A 23,748-nucleotide genomic window follows, 5' to 3' on the forward strand; every position below is an offset into this window, starting at 1 on the left:
TGAGATTTACACTTATTTTTTGACAGATTTATTATGATAAGATTTATAGAATATACTATTCCATTGGTTTTGATTTTGTTATTTTAATTAATCATTTAGATTTTGAAATAGTTAAGATGAGCATTTAAAATTATGTTTATGTTGGGAATTTTATATTTGTTTTTATGCTTTTGTCATTACAATATGGACGCTATATTACAATCTAATTTATCAGTTATCAAGATATTTGGACCTACAGTTGCATTAGCCCATTTTCTTCTATTTCTTTTTTTAGCCCAATATATGAAATCACAGCAACGAATTTACGAAGTAAATTTAGAAGTAATTCGCCGTGAAGAAGAGAATAGAAATCTTAATAAATTTGTTGATAAATTAGGTGATTTATATGAAGATTTACGAGGGATTCGCCATGATTTCGCTAGCATTATATCAAGTTTAGAGCCTGCGATTCAGGAAAAAAATATTGATGAAGTAAGCATTATCTATAAAGAAGTTCTCATTAAGATGAATAGAAATCTACAAAAGAACGAATACTCAGCATTTAATTTGAAAAATATTGAAGACTTAGCTATTCGTAATATGCTGGCTCAATCAATTTTGGAAGCAGAACAATATGATATACAATTCAATTGTTACGTGTCTGGACATATATCTCAAGTCAATGTACCAATGTTAGAGATGATTCAAATATTATCTATTATGTTGACTAATTCAATTGAATCTGCTATTATTTCAAAAAAACCTTTAATTGAAGTGGCTTTATATAGAGATAAGAGCATTGTTACAATAGTTATTAAGAATAGTCGAAATCCCATCTCTTTAGATAAGAGAACTATCTGGGAGGTAGGGGGTTCAAGTAAAGGTGAGGGGAGGGGAATTGGGTTATATAACTTGAGAAGACTGGTAAATAGGCATGATAATTTGACTCTAGAAACACAAATAGATTATGATAGTTTTACTCACATCTTGAAAATAATGTAAGCTGGAGGTATGTTATGAATATTATTGTTCTGGATGACAATATTCATCATCAGTTGCGACTAGAATCTGCTCTTTATGATGTAGCTCGGTCTTTACATATTCATATCAATATTGAATGTGCTAGAACAATACAGGCATTAAGAGAGTATATGAATCAAGAAGAAGTAAATCAGATATATTTTCTAGATTTAGAAATTGGCAATCAAAAAAATTTAGGTTTTGAGATTGCTAAAGAAATAAGAAATAATAATCCTTAGCATTATTATATTTGACTTCATATTCCGACTTGATGCCCTAGTATTTCAATATCATCTTTCGGCATTAGATTTTATTATTAAAGATCTTAAAGAAACAGAATTTCGTAATCGGTTAAAGCAGTGTTTGAACAAGTAATAATTCATTTAAGAAAAAATCTGATGGGAATTGTTAAGATATAGTTACCAGAACGAACTGGTATCTGCATACCTTTTCCGATATACTTTTATTCAAACCTCAGTTAAACCGCATCGATTAATTATTTATACAGTAGATTTTATTAAAGAATTTTATGGTTCTTGAATGATATTCTAGATTTAGATAGTAAGAATTATTTTGAAAAAGTGTCTCAACAATAATAAATATGGATAATGTTACTGAGTACAGTTCGAAAACAAGAGAAGTAAAATTTTGAAGGAACAACATGTCTTGTATCTAGATTGAGAATTGGATGTAAAACCAGATTAAGAAATAAAGGAATAATATGAAGTATATATAATTGATAATTTAAACTCTTTCTTTTTTACGTAAGTTATTTAGGTTTTAGTACAAATTAAATTTTACTAAATTTGATATATCTTTAGTTATGAACGTACGATAGACGAATGAAGAAAATATTGTTTTAAGATAACGATTTTTCATAATAAAAATAATATTTCTTATCACGAAATTTTGTTATAAAATAAGTGAAAAAAAGAGGATGAACCTATGTATATATGTGAATTTTGTGAAAATATTTTTGAAGAAAATGCATGTATCTAGAAAGTAGTTACATGTATTTTATTCATGCGTAGGGACTAGTGAGAGTCAACGTAAGTGTTGACAAATAAGGAGTTATCACGTATAATGAGAGTAAATAAAGATTATAAATTACTTGTGGGCTAGTGGATATGGTCTGCACCCGCCTGTGGGCTCCGCACTCAGTTCAAACTGTTTGTTGAGAAAAAGAATAGCAGGACCGCCTACCCTTGAGGAATAGATAGGGCATATCTAGCGTGAGGTGAAACTCAATACGTGGAAGAGAAGGAAGCACCTGCTTCCTTCTCTTTTTTAGGAGAAAAATAGAATGACATATACTTTGGAATGGCTCGAGACCTTTGATGGAGAAATTGATATTCTCAATGTCGATATGTCCTGTCTAGCCAATACTATTGAGAAATATGTTTCTCAGTACAAATACGTTTATCAGACAAATATGGAGGACTATCCCGAAATTGTTCTTTCTGTCCCAAATTCCTCTATTCCCCATTTATTAGGATTATCAAGAGATCATCATGTTAATTTACCAACTAATAACGCAGGGAGTATTTTTGAAGGATTAAAGGATGATTGGATATTGGAGCGTCTAAATAAGGCTGATAATGGTTGGTTTAGCGAAAATAAATTCAAAATCGTTGGAACATTATTACTTTATCAAATGTTACATGTGATGGAATGTAAATTCTACACAACGGATGGTATTTTGAATAGAAAAGTTGGCAAACGATTTAGAAGAGATAATATTTATTTTGTGGTCTTCAAATTAAGTAATGGTATTAGTTATACAGTTGAATTATCGCGTGAACAAGGGAACCAATACTTTCCAAGAAGTCTTAAAATCAACGACACCTTAATTACAAATTGTAGAGAAATAGAGTTGAAACTTGTTGACAAGAAACGCTTTAAGACCGCTAAAGCTAGAAAGGTTAATTGGCCGTCTTAATAGAAATATTGATATGATAATCATTGGGTCATCCACTTTTTGTGGGTGGCTTTTTTCTTTGTCCTTCTTCGATGTGATACCAAAATCAAGGTGTCTTTTTTATGATGAGGAGAGAGTGACAGATTGTTGCTACTTATCAAAAGAAAAGAAGGACTTTTTATGACCAAACAATGTCATCATCACTTTTTAGTCAATCAGGAAAAAGTAGAAAAGCACGTCTTCCGTAAAAGTAAGAAGTACCGTACGCTTTGTTCGGTAGCTCTTGGAACTATGGTGACGGCTGTTGTTGCTTGGGGTGGCCAAGTAGCACAAGCTGACGAAGTGGTAACACCCTCGCAAGATAAGACCATTCAGTTAACGGAAAATCCTGCGACCAATTTACCAGAAGCTCAACCAACACCAGTTGTTGAACAGACGGATAGCCTTGCGTCAACTGGTCAATCAGATGGCGCTATTACAGTCACCGTTCCCCATGATATTGTGACACAAGCTGCCAATCAAGCAACTGCTGAAGGGGTTACTACTGTTCAAGACCGGCCGATGGATTTAGGAAACACGACCTCTGCGAGTGATACCAGTAAGCAATTGGCTAAGGCAGAAGCAGATGCTACGAAACAAGCTGAGAACATCACTCAGGTGACCAATTACCTATAAAGCGGACAAAGCGACTTATGAACAAGATAAAACTCGTGTTGAACAAGGGAATGCTGCGTTGGCTGCTAGTCATAAAGAAGCCACTCAAGCAGGAAAGGCCTTGAATAGTTCAGTGGATAGCACAGCTTCAAAAATCAAAGGACAAGATCAGTCAGCTAATGTGACGGTTACCACTCAAACCGTAACATCAGGAGATGGTTCAACGGTTTCAGTCTATCAGGATTATACCTCTGCGGTAACTGCTATTGATAAGCAAAATAAGGATAATCTAGCTGAGTATGAATCGGAGAAAAAAGCCGCAGATGCCATTGTTGCAAAGAACTTAGTGACTTAAAAGGAAAATGAAGCGGGTCTTGCTAAAGCAAAGGCTGATAATGAAGCAATTGATAAACGCAATCAAGCCGGACAAAAAGCAGTGGATGATGAAAACAAGGCAGGTCAAGCTACTGTTGATGCCTATAATAAAGACCAACAGAAATTAGTCACAGACCGTGAAGCTGAGATTGCGAAAATCACGAAACGCAATAAGGAAAAAGAAGAAGCCGCCAAGACAGAAAAAGACGCCATTGATGCCTATAACACCAAGGAAATGGAGCGCTATAAACGTGATTTAGCTGAGATTTCAAAAGGAGAAGAAGGCTATATCTCTCAAGCTCTTGCTCAGGCACTCAACTTGAATAATGGAGAACCGCAAGCACGTCATTCAGCTGATACCAGAAATCCTAATCGTATCGTTGCTAAGGGTGACGCTATGCTTGGTGGGTATTCTAAAATCCTTGATTCGACAGGATTCTTTGTCTATGACACCTTTAAAACGGGAGAAACCCTTTCCTTTACCTATCAAAATCTTCAAAATGCTCGCTTTGATGGTAAGAAAATCACAAAAGTAGCCTATGACATTACTAACCTTGTTTCTCCAGCTGGAACTCATGCCGTTCAGTTAGTCGTGCCAAATGACCCAACAGAAGGCTTTATCGCCTACCGTAATGATGGGACAGGCAATTGGCGAACCGATAAAATGGAGTTTCGTGTCAAAGCCAAGTATTTCTTAGAAGATGGCTCTCAAGTCAGCTTCACCAAGGAAAAACCAGGTGTCTTTACCCATTCCTCACTCAACCACAATGACATCGGTTTAGAGTATGTGAAAGACTCATCAGGTAAGTTCGTTCCTATCCATGGCTCTACCATTAAAGTGACAGATGAAGGTCTAGCTCGTTCACTTGGATCAAATCGTGCCAGTGATTTGAATCTTCCTGAAGAATGGGATACGTCATACAGTAAATATGCCTATAAGGGAGCGATTGTCTCAACGGTTACATCAGGCAACACTTATACAGTGACCTTTGGTCAAGGGGATATGCCTCAAAATGTTGGTCTCTCTTATTGGTTTGCCTTAAACACCCTACCAGTTGCACGGACGGTCAAACCTTATAGTCCAAAACCTCATGTGACACCAAAGTTAGAGCCAATTCCAGAACCGATTAAGGTCGTACCGAAGACTTTTACACCAAAGACCTTTACGCCAGAGCCACCTGTGAGCTTTAAGGAAAAACCATTAGAGAAGGTTACTCAGCCTAGCCTAACCCTTACGAAGGTCACCTTGCCTAAAGACCCTACGTCAGAGCCGTTACCAAAAGCACCACACGTGCCAAAGGTTCATTATCACGACTATCGTCTGACAACGACTCCTGAAATTGTTAAGGAAGTTATCAATACCGACCAAGTGAACCTTCATGACAAAACGGTCGCAAAAGATTCAACGGTCATTTACCCCTTAACCGTAGACGCTTTTTCTCCAAATCGAGCCAAAACCACTAGCCTCGCCTTTGAAGATTACCTTCCAGCAGGCTATGCCTTTGACAAGGAAAAAACGCAGGCAGAAAATGGAAATTATACCCTTACCTTTGATGCTGCTAAGAACTTTGTGACCTTGACCGCAAAGGAAGCCTTGCTTCAAGAGGTCAACAAAGACCTCACCAAGACTTACCAACTGGTGGCACCGAAACTTTATGGTAGCCTTCAAAACGATGGGGCAACTTATTCCAACAGTTATAAGCTCCTAATCAATAAGGGAACCCCAAATGCCTATACAGTGACTTCTAATGTTGTGACAGTGCGTACGCCTGGTGATGGAACGACCACTAGCCGTATTGAGCCGCAGAAGAAAAATGAAAATGAAGATGGTGTGGTCATTAACGATACGGTAGTGGCTTTAGGAACAACTAATCATTACCGTTTGACCTGGGATTTAGATCAATATAAAGGCGATAGGTCTTCTAAAGAGACAATTGCTCGTGGTTTCTTCTTTGTAGATGACTACCCAGAAGAAGTGTTGGACTTAGTAGACAAGGGAACAGGTATCACCACTCCTGATGGCAAAGCCGTATCAGGGATTACTGTTAAGGCTTATGCGTCGCTGTCAGAAGCTCCTAAAGACCTTCAAGATAAACTCGCTCATGCTAAGATTTCTCCTAAAGGGGCTTTCCAAGTCTTTATGCCGAATGACAATCAAACCTTTTATGACCAGTATGTTAAAACAGGAACTTCTTTAAACCTTCTCACCAAAATGACGGTCAAAGATGACCTCTATGGGGAAACGGCAACCTATCGAAACAAGGCTTACCAAGTGGATTTTGGCAATGGCTATGAAACCGATGAGGTGACCAATACCTTTGTTAGCCCAGTACCTAAAAAACAAAACCTAAATAAGGATAAGGTGGATATCAATGGCAAACCTATGGTAGTCGGTTCACAAAACCACTATACCTTGTCATGGGACTTGGACCAATACCGTGGCATTAAGGCTGATAAGGCTCAGATTGCACAAGGGTTTTACTTTGTGGATGATTATCCCGAAGAAGCTCTATTACCAGATGATGCAGGCATTCAACTCGTGACATCTGATGGTAAAGCAGTGTCAGGTGTGATGGTAAAAACTTATACGAGCTTATCAGAAGCCCCTAAAAACCTACAGTCAGCCCTTGAGAAACGCAAGATTGCACCTAAAGGAGCCTTCCAAGTCTTTATGGCAGAAGACCCACAAGCCTTTTATGATTCATATGTGACCAAAGGACAAAACATTACCATTATCACCCCTATGACTGTTCGTGAATCTATGCTCAATTCTGGGAAGTCTTATGACAATGTAGCTTATCAAGTAGACTTTGGACAAGCCTATGAGACCAATACGGTAACGAATAACGTGCCAAAAGTAACACCAAATAAAACTAATACCAATAAAGAAGGCGTGTCTATTGATGGCAAGACCGTTCTTCCAAATACCGTCAATTATTATAAGATTGTTCTTGATTACAGTCAGTACAAGGATTTGGTAGTGACGGAGGATGTTCTTGCCAAAGGTTTTTACATGGTAGATGATTACCCCGAAGAAGCGCTTATCCTAAACGCAGATGGTGTTCAAGTGATGGATAAGGCAGGAACTCTTGTCAAAGGGATTTCTATCAAAGCCTATGCCTCATTGTCAGAAGCGCCTAAAGTGGTTCAAGATGCTATGGCCAAACGCCAGTTCACACCCAAAGGAGCCATTCAAGTTTTAAGCACTGATGATCCACAAGCCTTTTACGAAACCTATGTTAAAACTGGTCAAACCTTAGTGGTGACCCTTCCAATGACCATTAAGAATGAGCTGACAAAGACTGGTGGGAAGTATGAAAACACCGCTTATCAGATTGACTTTGGTTTGGCTTATGTGACAGAGACTGTGGTTAATAATGTGCCAAAACTAGACCCACAAAAAGATGTGGTGATTGATTTGTCACAAAAGGAGAACAGTCTTGATGGAAAAGAAGTTGTCTTGAATCAGGTCTTTAACTACCGCTTGGTGGGAGCACTCATTCCTGGTAATCGTGCGAGACCACTCATCGAATACCGCTTTGACGATGATTACGATGAAAACCATGACGACTATAATGGTGTTTACAAGGCTTATACCTTAGTAGATGTGACTCTAAAAGATGGAACGGTTTTACCAAAAGGGACAGAAGTGACTAAGTACACGCTACAACATGTCGACACGTCAAAAGGAACGGTTACCATCAGTTTTGATCAGGAATTCCTTGAAAAACTAGCAGAAGAATCCGAGTTTCAGGCAGATGTTTACTTGCAGATGAAACGGAGTGCTTCAGGTGAAGTAGAAAATACCGTATTACATACTGTCAATGGCTACACCATCAGCTCAAATACGGTTAAGACAACTACTCCTGAACCAGAGCCACCAACTCCAACTCCGACTCAACCAACCTCACCCCAATCACCTATTCCAACACAAGAACCACCAGTTCCAGCAAGTGTCTTACCAAATACAGGAGAGAGTCAATCCCTCTTGGCGCTTGTCGGTGGAGGACTTCTTTTAGGCCTAGCTTACGGACTTTCTAAACGCAAAATGGAGGACAACTAAATGGAACCCAAAAACATTTACACAAGAGATTCAGACCAAGATGGTCTAACGGATGCTCAAGAGTTAGCTTTAGGGACTAATCCTTTTAGCAGCGATACGGATAGTGACAGACTGACAGACCTTGAAGAAGTCAAACAAGGCTTGAATCCAATTCAACAGCGTAAGGAGAGAAGCTATGGATTGGAATTATGACACAATTTCTAGAACCCTTTCTGAGATGGCACGAGAAAACTATGAAGACTTGGTTAAAGCCTTTTTAGCCATGGAATTGAGTATCAAAAACAAGTCACTTCTTGATACGCTCTATCAAGACTTTATGGGCATTGATGACTTATCTTTAGTCAGTGAAGACCTGCGCCTAAGAGCAGACGGTTATCAGGAACAGCTTCAAGAAGAAGTGACGGACCTCTTGGATAAACTCTATCGAACAGGTGAGGGAGCTAGTTTCATTATGGAAGTGATTGCGTCCAACAATATTTCTGAGTCCCTTGCTCAGTATGAGGCTTTGAATGAGGAGGATTATTCGCCTCTCACCTTAGAGACCTTGCAGGACATTATCCAAAAGGAGTTGTCTTTAACGAGTCAAGATTATTTTGGAGATGTGACCTATCTCGCCCTGCAGAAAGATTTGTTAGACCAGAAAAGCCATTTCTTACAACAGTATGTGACAACTTTAATGGATAAGTTACCACAAGAAAAAGACCAAAGCGCCTTGGTCCTAGACTAAAGCAGTGGGCTGAGAATACCTCTCAGCCCCTTTTTAATTGGAGGAACATATGACTCAAGAACAATTACTTGAAATGTTGCGGGCAAGATTGCCACGTGACCAGATTCTTTTGGAATCCTTTTTACGCTATCAAGCAGTCCATTTTGATGAGGATTGGGATAGCCTTATCCAAAATTTTACAACCCAAAGAGGAATAGTCACCTCACCTGTTCAAGTGGTTCGCTTTGAAACAGAAGTTTCTGCTTTTGTAGAGGCAAGCCCCTTTGATGGAGTGACGGACCTAAGCAGCTACACACAGACCTTTGGTCAAGCTGGATTAAAGAAGTTACACCAATTATCAAGTGATGAGAAAGCCTTGGTGATTGAGGTAGCCCTCTTTAACCTAGCCACTCGCTTTCAGCTCTTAGACCAAGAAGGCGCCTATCAGTCCATTTCGGTAGCTTCTCTTTTGGATAAAGGCAAAGCTGCTAATTTGGTTAATGTCTACCGAGTGGCCAATAATTTGTCTAATCGTATTAGCCGTGATATTGAACAGTTTCTTCTCACCTATGAACCTGAACTAAGAAGTATCCAGGAAACGTTGGAGGAAAAAAAGGAGGCGGTTGAAGAAAAAGTAGTTCCAGAACCTTCTCAGGACATCACCTTTCGGGAAGAAGGACTTGTCATAATCGCAAGTCTTGATGAGGACGAGTTATCGCAACTGGATTTGCGAACAGGGCAAACAGAACATTTACCAGCCTATGAACATCTAAACTTGTCCCAAAAATTTGAGATATTAAGTCACTTTGACCAAGTGCGAAATAGCCGTCCAAAACTACCAAACTTGAGACGTGGGGAGTTTGACCATGAAATGGAAATGACGCCAATCTATGAGGACAATGAGCTATTAACCTATTTAGAAGCAGATGGGACAGCCTATGACTTTCAACGTCCTCTAACACCTCAAGAAGAAGTAATCTTAACTGAAATTGGTCAAACTATTTTGGCTGAAAATACCGAAAAATTGACCAATTTAGGGATAGACTTAGCTGACATTGATGAGCAGCAACGTGGGATACTGATAGATGCTGCAGGGCGTTTTCATTTGAAGAATGCCGACCTAGCCTTACTAGGGGGCTATCCTAAAGCAACCGTTACTCAATTAGCCCTTGCGACAGAATTGCTTCAGATGGGACTTGCTTATGACAAGGCAGAATTTTTCTTGACCAGTCAGCTAGACTTAGAAGAATCAAGACCCATTGCCTACGCCTTCTTGCATGAAGACCTCAATCTTGAAGAAGCAAGAACCTTTGAAAGGGACAAACTGTCCCAACCAGACCTATCCTTTGGAGAATGGCGAGAACACCTATCGCAAACAGAACCTGAAATCATTGTGACTCAAGAAAAACTACCAAATCCTATCGTAGAAGAAGCCCTTCAACGCTACCCGATTGATTCTAGAGTAACTTATAAGGGGCAAGAGTTTCAGGTAATGGCCATTGAGGACTCAGGCGTTAATAACTTGATACGGGTTGAACTACAAAATGACTTCACAGATGTGATTGAGCAAAATCCAGTTCTTTTCTTACGGACATTAGAGGACATCACTCAGGCTCTTCATGTTCCATCTGTCGAAGAAAAAGAGGAAGTGGAAGAACCTCAACAAGAATTAGACCTCTTTTCCTTTATGGATGATGACCATCAAGACATTGTTTCCCAAGAACCAGTCACAGAAAGTGAAGCAGAAAAAACTGAAATATTTGAAACGGAGGGTGAGCCAGAACTTTCTGAAGTCATTAAGACACCCCCAACCACTGATTTTTACTTTCCAGAAGATTTGACAGACTTTTACCCTAAGACAACAAGGGATAAGGTTGAAACCAACGTAGCTACTATTCGTTTGGTGAAAAGTCTTGAATCTGAACACCGTCAAGCCACACCAAGTGAACAAGAACTGCTTGCCAAATACGTGGGCTGGGGAGGCTTAGCTAACGAGTTCTTTGACGAGTATAACCCAAAGTTTTCTAAGGAACGTGAGGCATTAAAAACACTAGTCACCGATAAAGAGTATTCGGACATGAAACAATCTTCTTTGACCGCTTACTACACAGACCCTCTCTTGATTCGTCAGATGTGGGAGAAGTTAGAACGTGATGGCTTTACTGGTGGTAAAATCCTAGACCCGTCTATGGGAACGGGAAATTTCTTTGCGGCAATGCCTAAACACCTGAGAGAAAATAGTGAGCTGTATGGTGTAGAGTTAGACACGATTACAGGTGCTATTGCCAAACACCTTCAACCGAATAGTCACATTGAAGTAAAGGGCTTTGAGACCATTGCCTTTAATGACAATAGCTTTGATTTGGTTCTCTCAAATGTGCCTTTTGCCAATATCAGGATTGCCGATAGTCGCTATGATAAACCCTATATGATTCATGATTACTTTGTTAAAAAATCCCTTGATTTGGTGCATGATGGTGGGCAAGTCGCTATGATTTCCTCCACAGGAACCATGGACAAACGGACAGAAAATATTCTCCAGGACATTCGTGAGACGACTGATTTCCTTGGTGGTGTGCGTTTACCAGATAGCGCCTTTAAGGCCATTGCAGGTACCAATGTCACAACAGACATGTTGTTCTTCCAGAAACATATGGATAAGGGATATGTGGCAGATGATTTAGCTTTTTCAGGTTCTATTCGCTATGACAAGGATGACCGTATTTGGTTGAATCCTTACTTTGATGGAGACTACAATAGTCAGGTTCTTGGGACCTATGAGGTTAGAAACTTTAACGGAGGGACACTTTCTGTGAGAGGAACTTCTGATAATTTGCTAGCAGATGTTCAGATGGCTCTTAAACAGGTTAAAGCGCCTAGAACTGTTGACCCTTCTGATATCTTCATCAGTCCTGATGTGATGAGAATACAAGTCATTGATACCTCTGTTCCGCCTGAAATCAGAGAAACCTTAGACCAGTATAGCTTTGGCTATAAAGATTCTACGGTTTACTACCGTGATCATAAGGGCATTCGTGTAGGGACAAAAACTGAGGAGATTAGCTACTATGTGGACGAGGAGGGGACCTTTAAGGCATGGGATACCAAGCATTCGCAAAAACAGATTGACCGCTTTAATGACCTCGAAGTCACCGATAGTACTGCTCTTGATGTTTATGTGACCGAAGAAGCCACCAAACGTGGGCGATTTAAGGGGTATTTCAAAAAGACCGTCTTTTATGAAGCTCCCTTGTCAGAGAAAGAAGTGGCACGGATTAAAGGGATGGTTGATATTCGGAACGCCTACCAAGAGGTGATTGCCATTCAGCGCTACTATGATTACGACAGAGATGAGTTTAACCACTTGTTAGGACATCTCAATCGCACCTATGATACTTTTGTGAAACGCTTTGGTTATGTCAATAGTGCTGTGAATCGTAACCTTTTTGATAGTGATGATAAGTATTCGCTCCTTGCGAGTTTAGAAGATGAAAGTCTTGACCCGAGTGGGAAGACAGTTATCTATACCAAATCTCTTGCCTTTGAAAAAGCCTTGGTTCGTCCTGAAAAGGAAGTGACGGCAGTTTCTTCTGCCCTTGACGCTCTCAATTCTAGTCTAGCAGATGGCCGTGGTGTAGATTTGGATTACATGATGTCTATTTATCAAACAGACTCTAAAGCGACTTTGATTGAGGAATTAGGAGACGCTATTATTCCAGACCCAGAACGCTATCTAAACGATAGGGAAGTGGTCTATGTGTCTCGGCAGGACTTCTTATCAGGAGATGTGGTGACTAAGTTAGAGGCTGTGGACTTACTCATTAAAGCAGACAACTCTGATTTTCCTTGGGTCTATTATCAAGGTCTCTTAGAAGACGTGAAACCACCACGTGTGACCTTAGCTGATATTGATTATCGGATTGGCTCACGTTGGATTCCTCTAGCCGTTTATGGGAAATTTGCCCAAGAAACCTTTATGGGACAAACTTTTGACCTGACTGACCAAGAAGTATCAACTGTTCTTGAAGTCAGTCCGATTGATGGGACGATGTCTTACCAATCCAAGTTTGCCTTTAGGTATTCTACCGCAACGGATAGAAGTCTAGGTGTACCTGGGTCTCGGTATGATAGTGGTCGTAAAATCTTTGAAAACCTGCTTAATTCCAATCAACCAACCATTACCAAACAAGTGGAAGATGGGGATAAGAAAAAGCATGTGACGGACGTGGAGAAGACAACGGTTCTACGTGCTAAGGAAACACAACTTCAAGAACTCTTCCAAGATTTTGTGGCTAGTTACCCAGAGGTGCAACAGATGATTGAAGAGACCTATAATAGCCTTTATAATCGTACAGTCTCAAAAGTTTATGATGGCAGCCATTTAACCATTGATGGGCTTGCCCAGAATATTTCCTTACGCCCTCACCAAAAGAATGCTATTCAACGGATTGTGGAAGAAAAACGAGCGCTTCTAGCTCATGAAGTGGGTTCAGGTAAGACCTTAACCATGCTTGGGGCAGGATTCAAACTGAAAGAATTGGGTATGGTGCATAAGCCTCTTTATGTGGTGCCATCAAGTCTGACCGCTCAGTTTGGCCAAGAAATCATGAAGTTCTTCCCAACCAAGAATGTCTATGTGACGACCAAGAAAGATTTTGCGAAAGCCAAACGCAAGCAGTTTGTCTCACGGATTATCACAGGGGACTACGATGCCATTGTCATTGGGGATTCCCAGTTTGAGAAAATTCCCATGAGTCATGAAAAGCAAGTGACCTATATTCAAGATAAGTTACAACAACTTCGTGACATCAAGCAAGGTAGTGATAGTGATTATACTGTTAAAGAAGCAGAGCGTTCTATTAAGGGCTTAGAGCACCAATTGGAAGAACTTCAAAAGTTGGAACGTGATACCTTTATTGAATTTGAAAACCTTGGGATTGACTTCCTCTTTGTGGACGAAGCTCACCATTTTAAGAATATCAGACCCATTACAGGCCTTGGGAATGTCGCAGGGATTACCAACACGACTTCTAAAAAGAACGTGGATATGGAGATGAAAGTGAGACAGGTTCAAGGAGAACACGACTATCGTAATGTGGTCTTTGCGACAGGAACACCAGTCTCTAACTCTATTAGTGAACTCTATACCATGATGAGCTATATCCAACCCGATGTCCTAGAACGATACCAGGTCTCTAATTTTGATTCATGGGTAGGGGCTTTTGGGAATATCGAAAATTCTATGGAACTAGCACCGACAGGGGATAAATACCAACCCAAGAAACGCTTTAAGAAGTTTGTGAACCTGCCTGAACTCATGCGGATTTATAAGGAAACAGCTGATATTCAGACCTCAGATATGCTTGATTTACCTGTACCTGAAGCTAAAGTTATTGCGGTGGAGAGCGAATTGACAGAAGCTCAGAAATACTACCTTGAAGAGTTGGTTGATCGTTCAGACGCTATCAAGTCAGGTAGCGTTGACCCTAGTGTCGATAACATGTTAAAAATCACTGGGGAAGCTAGAAAACTAGCTATTGACATGCGTCTCATTGACCCAGCCTATACCTTATCGGACAATCAGAAGATTCTTCAAGTAGTGGACAATGTGGAACGCATTTACCGTGAGGGAGAAGATGATAAAGCTACCCAGATGATTTTCTCAGATATTGGAACGCCTAAGAATAAGGAAGAGGGCTTTGACGTTTACAATGAATTGAAAGACCTCTTAGTGGATAGAGGGATTCCCAAAGAAGCAATTGCCTTTGTCCATGACGCTAATACGGATGACAAGAAAAACTCTCTGTCACGCAAGGTCAATAGTGGGGAAGTCAGGATTCTCATGGCTTCTACGGAAAAAGGTGGAACAGGATTAAACGTGCAGTCTCGTATGAAAGCAGTCCACCATTTAGACGTTCCCTGGCGTCCCTCTGATATTGTTCGTGCGTCCGTAAAGGCGGTATAGTAAATCTACTTTTTGGCAAAGTAGTAGGCGTGACCTTAATGCCTATCATCACCCAACTGACCTGTGAGGGAAACCAAATATCAGGGAACAAAGCACGTTGGGAAACTCATAAGTTGATGAGTTATCACATCACGACTGAATGAGGAGATGACAATGTAACAGTTGTTACTGAGATAATTATAAGGATAAAATCTAAACTGATTGAAGGATAGTCTAAACGGTCTGTGTCAGGACTGTGAGGTAAGATAACTAAAATCCTCATACTATGGAACTTCATTATCACTGTTCGAGGTAGTGAAGCAAAGGGATTCCATAGCGTATTCATAGTAAATGAAAACAGATGAACGTCCTATCCGATGAAATTATCAAGCTATGTTACTATACCAGCTAAACGGAGATTACCTAAGTCAAAATGCTTGTAAAAGCTATTAAACATCAGGTTTATGAATATTTGATAAGGTAACGGAGTTCCCGTAGTAGTTCGAGCGTGTTAATGGCACGTACATGGCGAAGGGGAACAGTTTATAACATTAACATTATGGAAAGGAAGGTGTGCGAGACACCATGAGAAATCCTCAAAATGTGTTAAACAATCTAACAAAACACAGTAAAGATAAAAACTATCAATTTGAGCGACTTTATCGCTTACTTTACAACAAAGAAATGTACTTAGTTGCCTATCAAACGATTTACGCTAACCCAGGACACATGACACCTGGAGTAGATGAGTTGACGATTGATGGTATGAGTATGGCTAGAATTGACCAATTGATTGATTCCCTGAAAGATGAATCTTATCAGCCACATCCATCAAGACGAACCTATATTCCTAAAAAGAATGGGAAGCCACGTCCACTAGGTATTCCATCATTTGATGATAAGCTCTTACAACAGGTTATCAAAATGATTTTGGAATCCATCTACGAGGGACAATTTGAATCCTCTTCCCATGGTTTTCGTCCGAATAAAAGCTGTCATTCAGCACTTACTCAAATTCAGAAAACCTATACAGGAGTAAAGTGGTTTATTGAAGGAGATATCAAATCGTTTTTTGATAATATCAACCACGATGTGATGATTCAAATTCTACGAGAAAGAATTACGGATGAGCGTTTCTTACGCCTGATTCGTAAATTTCTCAATGCAGGATATGTGGAAGATTGGAAATTCTACAAAACCTACTCAGGAACTCCACAAGGAGGAATAATCAGTCCAATTCTAGCCAATATCTATTTGGATAAGTTTGATAAATATATGACAGATTATGTGAAGAACTTCTGTGAAGGGAAATACCGTAAACGCACCCCAGAATATCGCCAAAATGAGATTGCACTGGGAAAAGCAAGAAGAACACTAGAGTGTACTTCGACGGAAAACCAACGCCAAGAAGCCATTCAACGTATTCGTCAATTAGAAAAAGAAAGAATATTGATTCCTCATAGCGACCCTATGGATAGTAGTTTTAAGCGTCTAACCTATACCCGAAATGCAGATGATTTTATCTGTGGTGTGATTGGAAGTAAAGAGGACGCTCGTCGTATTAAAGCAGACATTAAGGACTATTTGGAAACGGTTCTCAAATTGGAACTCTCTGAAGAGAAAACCCTGATTACCAATGCAAGAGATAAAGCGAGGTTTCTGGGTTATCATCTGTACATTCGCCAATCCAATTTAGCCAAACGTGATTCGGCAGGACGATTGGTCAGAAATTATACAGGTAGATTGGTTTTAGAGGTTTCTATTGAAACGATTCGAGATAGATTACTGTCCTATGGGGCTATGAAAATGACTTATCATAGAGGTCACGAAGTTTGGAAACCAACAGCTCGTTATTTTATGAAAGACTGTGATGATTTAGAGATTTTAGAACGCTACAATGCGGAAATAAGAGGTTTTTATAACTATTATTGTATCGCTAACAACAGTTCTATCCTCCATCGCTTTAAGTATATTATGGAATATAGCATGTATAAAACCTATGCGACCAAGTATCGTACGACTAAATCTCACATCATCCGTAAATATAAAAAGGATGGTCAATTCAGGATACAGTATATTGGACGTAAAGGAGATACAATGACCCGTTATTTCTATAATGGAGGCTTTAAACGTCAAAAGAAATCTTTCCTAGAAAATGATAATTTACCAAACACGGCAAAATATTTTAGCCGAACCAATTTAATTGATAGATTAAAAGCAAACCGTTGTGAGTACTGTCAAGCTACCAATAGTCTCATTGAAATTCATCATGTGAGAAAACTCAAGGATTTAAAGAAAAAGACTTTTTGGGAACGCTTGATGATTTCTAGACAACGGAAAACAATAGCACTGTGTAAAGATTGCCATAAGAAATTACATTATGGCAAGTTAGATTGAGTTTATAAATGGAGAGCCGTATACATTGAAAGGTGTACGTACGGTTCGGGGGCGAGTATTTGGAAACCTGCCGTAGTAATACGGTAAGGCGCTGGGTACTTAGCCTACAACGCAATGGTAGATTAATTCGTCAAGGCAATATGCACCAAGAGGTAGATATTTACCATTACATTACGAAAGGGAGCTTCGACAACTACCTCTGGCAAACTCAGGAGAATAAACTCAAATACATCACGCAAATCATGACCTCTAAAGACCCTGTGCGGTCGGCAGAAGACATTGATGAACAAACCATGACTGCTTCAGACTTTAAGGCTTTAGCGACAGGTAATCCTTATCTCAAACTAAAAATGGAACTAGAGAATGAGTTGACGGTATTGGACAATCAAAAGCGTGCCTTTAATCGCTCCAAAGATGAGTATCGCCATACCATTTCTTACTGTGAGCAGAACCTCCCTGCCCTTGAGAAACGCCTTAGTCAATATGACCGAGATATTGCCCAATCCTTAGGAACTAAGTCACAAGATTTTGCCATGCGATTTGATAATCAGATGATGGATAACCGTGCAGAAGCTGGAGACTATCTACGTAAACTCATTACCTATAACCGTTCTGAAACCAAAGAAGTAAGAACGCTTGCAACCTTTAGAGGGTTTGAGCTTAAAATGGCAACCAGAAGTCCTAGTGAGCCCTTACCAGATATGGTGTCTTTAACCATTTCAGGTAGCAACCAGTATTCTGTCTCTTTAGACTTGAAATCAGATGTGGGAACCATTCAACGCATTACTAATGCCATAGACCATATCTTCCAAGAAAAGACAGAAGAAATGGCCAATAATCTAAAAGATAAGCTAGCAGTCGCAAGGGTTGAAGTGGAAAAGGTCTTTCCTAAAGAAGAGGATTATCAGCTGGTTAAAGCTAAGTATGACCTTCTTGCCCCGTTGGTTGAACAAGAAGCAGAGGTTGAGGAAATTGATGCAGCCCTAGCTAAGTTCAATGAAACGATCCAACCACAACACGACCAACAACTTTCTCTTGATTTTTAAGAAAAAGGCTGACAAAAAATAATGAACGCGGTAAAATGAAGTCAAGAAATCATCAAAGGAGAATTGATTATGACCCAGACAGTAGAAGATATACGTTACCAATTAGAAGAATGGTTAGCACAAGGTTTTACAAGCCCTGAAGATAGAGATAACTATCAAGCCTTAAAGGAACAATATGAAGATGAAACCCTTGATTACAGCTTTTCAAAGCGAGAAATCATTGGTCAATTAGAGGTAATTATCACGACTCGTGAGAATGACTTTCCAGACTTAGATGAGGTCACCAAAGAAGAGTATCTTGACCTGGTTGAACAACTTGATAAACTAGACAAGGGACAGGCAGATTATTATCGTAAGCAATTAGCGTAGAAAGTGGTGTAGATATGTTAGAACAAATCATTCAAAGTCTTTTGATTATCGCAGCAACAGGACTAATTTTACTTGTCCTTTACCAGATTGCGAAGATGCTTGGAAGCTTATTTGTTATTGGATTAATCGGATTTTTAGCTTTCACAGAAGTCTATGGAATTTACCTCTTTTTTACAGATCAATACCTATATGTGGAAGATTTAGCGACCAATGGTATTTTGAGCTTTACCACTTTCTATATTGGATTTAATGTTCTGCTTATATTCGGACTTGTGGTCAAAGTGATTAGAAGTCGGATAGCATAACTAATAGAGGTTGTGAAAAACTCAAATTTCCGCCTTGCTGTTGAAAATTGGACAAAATAAAATGGCTTAGAATCAACGTTTTCTGACGACGTTACTCTAAGCCATTTACTATTTTTAAGACTTTTTGCCCAGCCTCTTTCAGATGTTTATTCAATATTGACGTGTTATTCTGATAAATTGTTTTTTAGTAATTCAAGTTCTTCAGATGTTAAATCAGAAATTAATAGCTTGATTTTCTCGTTAGGTGAAACTTTTTCAGATAGCATCTGATTGAGTTTGTTACGTATTATTGGTTCATTAATAGTTTGTATTTCAATTTTAGTTTGTTCTATTAATGTAGGGGAAATAGTTGGTTGATTAAGGATATTTATGATTTTATTTAACTTACTTTGAGCAAAACTTCCATAGATATCACTTGTCTCCATTTCCTCATATATTATTCGTTGTATGTTTTTAGCAAAGGTATCAACTTGCTTTGAAATCACTTTTCCGTTATATTCTTTTAGTGAAATCACATTATGATTTTTTATATCAGATAAAATAAATGGGGAATGGGTTGTAATAATAAACTGAAAAGTTGCATTTTGATAAGAAGGACTTGCAGTATCTAAAAAGTAAGTACAGCATAAACTTAAGAGTTGAACCATTTTATTTGACCAAGAGGATGGAACGATTCATCTATTTCATCTATTAAAATTATATGGTTCCCACTTTCAGCATTTGAAATCAATTCAATTAATTGTCCTAAAATTGAATTAAATTTCTTCTCCTGTAGACGATAGTTCATGTAACTTAAAAATAAATTATCTTCAGGAAATACACATACCTTTAGAGTTTATTTTATTACAATGCAGAAGCTTTCTATATCCCATTAGAAAATCGTTAATCTTTTGTTTCTGATGAAAATCAATAATGAATGAGTTATTATCTACTTCTAAGTGGTCAGAAGTTTTCCATAATAATTGCATTGCTTTTATTGAAAATTAATAAAATCAGTAATTTGGTAGGTTATCTATGTTTACTTGAGGAAAGTTATGTCTAAAATAATCTTGTAAAATTTTAGAAGTTTCATCAGTTTTAAGATATAAAATATCTATTTGAATACTTTGAAAGTTCAAAGCTAGATATTTATGAATTTGTTTTAAAAGTAGAACCAAGTTCTGTTCCAAAATAGTATCCTTCCTTCAAGGTAAGCATTAAATTTATAAGAAAGTCAACTATTTGATTAATAAAATGAGATTGCAAATCATCTTTACCAAGCGTTAAGAGAAGTTTAGGAGGCTCAAAAAATCCTTTGATATAAATACCTTTATCAATTAATAAGGATTGTAGTTCATCATAAGACCAATATGAAATTCTATATTTCATTATTTTATTTGAGGGGAAGAAATCATTTATTTTTAGTAATCTAAATGCTTGAATAACATTATAATTAGAAGGAGGTTGATATAAGTATCTAGTGATCAAGTTATTGCCGAATAATGTGTCAAATTCGTCATTATTTTCACTAAAACTATATTGGTGATATTTTTTGAAAATGTAGTTTATGCTTCCGTTAGGAACATTATCAGTAATATGATAAGTGTTTCCTTGTTTTCTGAGTAATACAGTTTTAATATCTGCGATAAGTCCATCATTAGTTTTTATAATCTGATTATTAAAAATTATTTGTTTTATTGCATGCTTATTATTAAATTCAATGAAAATTGATTCATCTAATTCATAGAAAATAAAGTATTCGTATTTACTTAGAAATTCTTTTCGCTCTGAGAATTTAAACCCAATAAAGTTTAGTAAAGTTGTTTTTCCAACACCATTTATTCCTACAATTGCCGTGATATTTGTGACATTTTCTCCATAAAACTCGGCAATGTAGTTTGGATTTTTATTAATTGTTATTGTTTCATTCCAATCGAAGTTTATAGTGTACTCATCTGAAAAATGAAAAATTTGTTTGCTTATTAAATTTTCATAATCACGTATAATCAATCCTAAAAGTTTCATTTTCTACCTTTCTAAATTATTTAATTCAACATATATGTCCGAAATTAATTTTGACAGAGGCCTTCTATAGTAATCTTTTTCAGCAGTATACACACCAGTAAATAGTCTATTGATGTCACTGTCCGATAATGGAATTATATTATTAATTTCGTTCAAATAATGTTCTGGAATAAAAATTTTCTTTAAAATTGCATCTAAAACGAGATCACTGTGTATTTGATATAAACTCTCTAAGTCTAATAAACTATAGTCATTTCCATAATTATTATAAGTCTCCGAAATAATGCGTATAGAGTTATGATTTGACAAGAAATCCCCCTCCAAAGGCCACCAACTAAAAGTTATTCTATTATCTGATGAGATTTCATTTTTATATGGTGATAATAAAAACGGATGAGTACCTTTATTTCTATTACAACTTGGACAGGAGGGAATCAGATTAAAAAAAGAAGCTGCGAAAATAGGAAATTGTGATTTGTGCCAAAAATGATCTAATTCGCAAGTATTTTTATTATTGGAAGAATTCATAAAATTACGATTACAATAAGGGCAGACTGATAGACGAGTTATTGATAGAATACTCTTACGGTTACTGTCTTTGCTAATTGCATTATAAACATTATTGATAAGATAGTCTTTAACTGAAACAGCTGTTTTGCTTTTGAGTTTTTTATTACTTTTTATGCTGTAGTTGTAATCTAAATTTTTGATTGAAGGAGATTTACTGAGTTTTTCTATTTCATTATAAGAAAGCAACATAATATCTAAGAACGGTTTATCTGATAACTGTCTATTTAAAATTTTTTTAAATATAGGATCTACCTTTTTTAAACACCATTGATTTAAGTTGTTTCGGTAATTATTATTCATATTCTTATAAACATTAGTACATAGCTTATTGATCTCATCAATATCCATCAGAGTAATTGTAATCAATATAACTCACCCTTCCTAATTCGTTACTTAAAATATATTATATCTGATTAATTGGAAAATATGAAGCATAGAAGAAAATTCAATTAATTAGATTGAGATTTTATTGTAACGATTAAGGAAAAATTTATTTAGATTTCTAATTATGAATTTTTGGGGAATATAGATTAGTTTTAACTTCCTGTGATAAAATCTCCAAGTTAATCTTGTTATGATGTGGCTATCACTAATAAAGGAGTAAGCCATGTTAAATAAAGTGAAAGCTCGATTTCTGATTGGAGTAGGAGGTTTAATCGCAGTCAGTTTTATGGTCATGATTGGCTACACGATTGGCTCACAAACCATTTCAAAGCAAACAGAGAACCAAATACGAGCAGAAGCCAATAAACTTGTGTCAAAGAAAAAGCAGGAGGAAAGAGCGACAGTCCTATCAGATGAGCTTGTCAAAGAATTTCTCACTCAATATTTCACCAAGGTTCAGCTGGGTGAAAATAACGCTCGTATCAAGCCCTACATGACGGATTCGGCATTTTCAGAAGAGGAAGCAAATCAGAATAAAGCGATCAATCAAGTTTATAAAGACTATATGCTTGACTACCGATTTGAATCAGCCAGTATCTATGTCAATACAGAAAGCAATGTTGCACTTGCGGAAGTTACCTATCAAGTGACCTATGTTTCTGATTTGAGTGAGCAACAACAGCGAACCACTCAGACAGAAACTAAGACGGTTATGTTATCCTACTCCAAAGTTTCCGACAAGCTCCTAGTTAATCAGTTGACCATTTGGAATGGGAAACTGGAGGACATGAAAGAAGCAACAGATGGAGCCAATTCCAGCATACCAACGATCCAAGGAACTACAACAAGTGAGAACAACTAGCAGGAGACAGTCTTCTGCTTTTTTTGATAGGGAGATAAGATGACACGAATAAAAGCAGTAAAACAAAAGGCCATTTTAAATGTGGCTGAAAGTCTGGGTTATTCCTTCAGACGTTTATCAGGACACATTTATGAACACCCAGACCATGATTCCTTTCGGATTTTTGCGGATACTAATACTTTCAAATGGTTTTCAAGAGATATACAAGGGGATGTGATAGACTTTGTTCAATTAGTGGCAGGTGTTTCTTTCAAAGAGGCTGTGTCTTATCTTGAAAATGGAGATTTTGAACAAGCTAAGGTGATAGAAGAAACTTATCAACCGTTTCACTATTGTTTGCATGAAGAACCCTTTCAGCAAGCACGTTTTTACTTAAAAGACATCCGTGGCCTAAGTGATCAGACTATTCATACCTTTGACAGACAAGGATTGCTTGCTCAAGCTATTTATCAAGCGGAGTCGGTTTTAGTATTTAAAAGCTGTGACCATAATGGGATCTTACAGGCCGCAAGCCTTCAAGGTCTCGTCAAAAATGAAGAAAAACACGATCGAGGTTATCTCAGAAAAATCACGAAAGGATCTCATGGCCATGTCGGTATTAGTTTCGATATTGGGAATCCTAAGCGACTCATTTTTTGTGAATCAGTTATCGATATGATGAGTTATTATCAGCTTCATCACAAGCAGCTATCAGATGTTCGCCTGATTTCAATGGAAGGCTTAAAACTTTCAGTGATTGCTTACCAAGTCTTGCGTCTAGCAGCAGAGGAACAGGGGAAATTGGAATTTCTAGATACAGTAAAACCAAGCAGACTTAGCCATTATCTTCAGGCAATACAAGAGACGACAACCTTCTTCCAAAACCATTCAAATGCATTAACATTGGCTGTTGATAACGATGAGGCAGGAAGAGAATTTTGTCAGAAACTTATAGACAAAGGACTTCTAATCGCTCAAGATTTACCACCATTGCAGGGACTTGAAACAAAGTCAGATTGGAATGATATTGTGAAACGACAAAAGGAATTATCTTTAAGAGATCTTATCCAGTCAGCCCAAACAAAAGTCATTAGAGATCATCCTCCACCAAAACGAGAGCGTGCTATGGAATTGTGATAACAAAATCAAGTCCGCTATCATAATCTAGAAAGT

14 protein-coding genes and 2 pseudogenes are annotated in these 23,748 nt (G+C 37.8%); 13 read left to right on the forward strand and 3 right to left on the reverse strand.

What is annotated here, in order from left to right; genetic code table 11:
- Window positions 1-132: 132 nt before the first annotated feature.
- The 11 genes and pseudogenes from SR187_RS04635 (at window position 133) to SR187_RS04685 (ending at window position 18,776) form a co-directional block, all read left to right on the forward strand.
- Window positions 133-981 carry a GHKL domain-containing protein gene (locus tag SR187_RS04635; RefSeq protein ID WP_231996452.1) on the forward strand — a complete coding sequence of 283 codons (849 nt, stop codon included), beginning with the start codon at window positions 133-135 and terminating at the stop codon, window positions 979-981.
- A 14-nt stretch (window positions 982-995) separates the two neighbouring features.
- Window positions 996-1,238 (forward strand): response regulator, encoded by a 243-nt coding sequence (locus SR187_RS10055; RefSeq protein WP_231996453.1) that lies wholly within the window; start codon window positions 996-998, stop codon window positions 1,236-1,238.
- A gap of 1,064 nt (window positions 1,239-2,302) precedes the next feature.
- Entirely contained in the window at window positions 2,303-2,938 is a 636-nt protein-coding gene (locus SR187_RS04645) for a hypothetical protein (protein WP_120171659.1), read from the forward strand.
- A gap of 159 nt (window positions 2,939-3,097) precedes the next feature.
- Window positions 3,098-8,009, forward strand: a pseudogene (locus SR187_RS04650) (SspB-related isopeptide-forming adhesin).
- Complete coding sequence (locus SR187_RS04655) at window positions 8,010-8,201, forward strand: thrombospondin type 3 repeat-containing protein (RefSeq protein ID WP_120171660.1); 192 nt, start codon at window positions 8,010-8,012, stop codon at window positions 8,199-8,201.
- Window positions 8,185-8,736: a hypothetical protein gene (locus SR187_RS04660; protein WP_120171661.1), complete on the forward strand. Its 552-nt coding sequence runs from the start codon at window positions 8,185-8,187 to the stop codon at window positions 8,734-8,736. Before SR187_RS04655 ends, SR187_RS04660 begins: the two co-directional genes overlap by 17 nt.
- 49 nt (window positions 8,737-8,785) lie before the next feature.
- On the forward strand, window positions 8,786-14,680 hold the full coding sequence (locus tag SR187_RS04665; RefSeq protein WP_120171662.1) for a DEAD/DEAH box helicase family protein: 5,895 nt from the start codon (window positions 8,786-8,788) through the stop codon (window positions 14,678-14,680).
- A 564-nt stretch (window positions 14,681-15,244) separates the two neighbouring features.
- The gene (locus tag SR187_RS04670; RefSeq protein WP_120171663.1) at window positions 15,245-17,056 is read left to right on the forward strand and encodes a reverse transcriptase domain-containing protein; all 1,812 of its coding nucleotides are present in this window, start codon (window positions 15,245-15,247) and stop codon (window positions 17,054-17,056) included.
- A gap of 104 nt (window positions 17,057-17,160) precedes the next feature.
- Window positions 17,161-18,102, forward strand: a pseudogene (locus SR187_RS04675) (hypothetical protein); the annotation flags it as partial.
- Window positions 18,103-18,171: 69 nt separating this feature from the next.
- Window positions 18,172-18,471, forward strand: coding sequence for a DUF5962 family protein (locus SR187_RS04680; protein ID WP_120171665.1), 300 nt, complete (start codon window positions 18,172-18,174; stop codon window positions 18,469-18,471).
- Window positions 18,472-18,485: 14 nt separating this feature from the next.
- Entirely contained in the window at window positions 18,486-18,776 is a 291-nt protein-coding gene (locus SR187_RS04685) for a DUF5966 family protein (protein ID WP_120171666.1), read from the forward strand.
- A 164-nt stretch (window positions 18,777-18,940) separates the two neighbouring features.
- On the opposite strand, the gene SR187_RS10060 is transcribed toward SR187_RS04685, so the two are convergent.
- The 3 genes from SR187_RS10060 to SR187_RS04695 all read right to left on the reverse strand — a co-directional run bounded on the left by SR187_RS10060 (window position 18,941) and on the right by SR187_RS04695 (window position 21,716).
- Window positions 18,941-19,423 (reverse strand): hypothetical protein, encoded by a 483-nt coding sequence (locus SR187_RS10060; protein WP_231996454.1) that lies wholly within the window; start codon window positions 19,421-19,423, stop codon window positions 18,941-18,943.
- A gap of 481 nt (window positions 19,424-19,904) precedes the next feature.
- On the reverse strand, window positions 19,905-20,780 hold the full coding sequence (locus tag SR187_RS10065; RefSeq protein ID WP_231996455.1) for a hypothetical protein: 876 nt from the start codon (window positions 20,778-20,780) through the stop codon (window positions 19,905-19,907).
- Between the two features lie 3 nt (window positions 20,781-20,783).
- A complete protein-coding gene (locus SR187_RS04695; protein ID WP_231996456.1) occupies window positions 20,784-21,716 on the reverse strand; it encodes an HNH endonuclease in 933 nt (310 codons plus the stop codon).
- Window positions 21,717-21,957: 241 nt separating this feature from the next.
- Here SR187_RS04695 and SR187_RS04700 point away from each other — a divergent pair, with 241 nt between their 5' ends.
- Window positions 21,958-22,596 carry a hypothetical protein gene (locus SR187_RS04700; protein ID WP_044774505.1) on the forward strand — a complete coding sequence of 213 codons (639 nt, stop codon included), beginning with the start codon at window positions 21,958-21,960 and terminating at the stop codon, window positions 22,594-22,596.
- A gap of 39 nt (window positions 22,597-22,635) precedes the next feature.
- Window positions 22,636-23,712, forward strand: coding sequence for a toprim domain-containing protein (locus SR187_RS04705; RefSeq protein WP_120171668.1), 1,077 nt, complete (start codon window positions 22,636-22,638; stop codon window positions 23,710-23,712).
- The last annotated feature ends 36 nt before the right edge of the window (window positions 23,713-23,748 follow it).

Source organism: Streptococcus ruminantium (assembly GCF_003609975.1).
Classification (GTDB): domain Bacteria; phylum Bacillota; class Bacilli; order Lactobacillales; family Streptococcaceae; genus Streptococcus; species Streptococcus ruminantium.

What these genes read in the sequence shown, in the direction of transcription:
- SR187_RS04635 (WP_231996452.1), top strand. Translation starts at nt 133, where the DNA reads ATGTTTATGTTGGGAATTTTATATTTGTTTTTATGCTTTTGTCATTAC.
- SR187_RS10055 (WP_231996453.1), top strand. Translation starts at nt 996, where the DNA reads ATGAATATTATTGTTCTGGATGACAATATTCATCATCAGTTGCGACTA.
- SR187_RS04645 (WP_120171659.1), top strand. Translation starts at nt 2,303, where the DNA reads ATGACATATACTTTGGAATGGCTCGAGACCTTTGATGGAGAAATTGAT.
- SR187_RS04655 (WP_120171660.1), top strand. Translation starts at nt 8,010, where the DNA reads ATGGAACCCAAAAACATTTACACAAGAGATTCAGACCAAGATGGTCTA.
- SR187_RS04660 (WP_120171661.1), top strand. Translation starts at nt 8,185, where the DNA reads ATGGATTGGAATTATGACACAATTTCTAGAACCCTTTCTGAGATGGCA.
- SR187_RS04665 (WP_120171662.1), top strand. Translation starts at nt 8,786, where the DNA reads ATGACTCAAGAACAATTACTTGAAATGTTGCGGGCAAGATTGCCACGT.
- SR187_RS04670 (WP_120171663.1), top strand. Translation starts at nt 15,245, where the DNA reads ATGAGAAATCCTCAAAATGTGTTAAACAATCTAACAAAACACAGTAAA.
- SR187_RS04680 (WP_120171665.1), top strand. Translation starts at nt 18,172, where the DNA reads ATGACCCAGACAGTAGAAGATATACGTTACCAATTAGAAGAATGGTTA.
- SR187_RS04685 (WP_120171666.1), top strand. Translation starts at nt 18,486, where the DNA reads ATGTTAGAACAAATCATTCAAAGTCTTTTGATTATCGCAGCAACAGGA.
- SR187_RS10060 (WP_231996454.1), bottom strand. Translation starts at nt 19,423, where the DNA reads ATGGTTCAACTCTTAAGTTTATGCTGTACTTACTTTTTAGATACTGCA.
- SR187_RS10065 (WP_231996455.1), bottom strand. Translation starts at nt 20,780, where the DNA reads ATGAAACTTTTAGGATTGATTATACGTGATTATGAAAATTTAATAAGC.
- SR187_RS04700 (WP_044774505.1), top strand. Translation starts at nt 21,958, where the DNA reads ATGTTAAATAAAGTGAAAGCTCGATTTCTGATTGGAGTAGGAGGTTTA.
- SR187_RS04705 (WP_120171668.1), top strand. Translation starts at nt 22,636, where the DNA reads ATGACACGAATAAAAGCAGTAAAACAAAAGGCCATTTTAAATGTGGCT.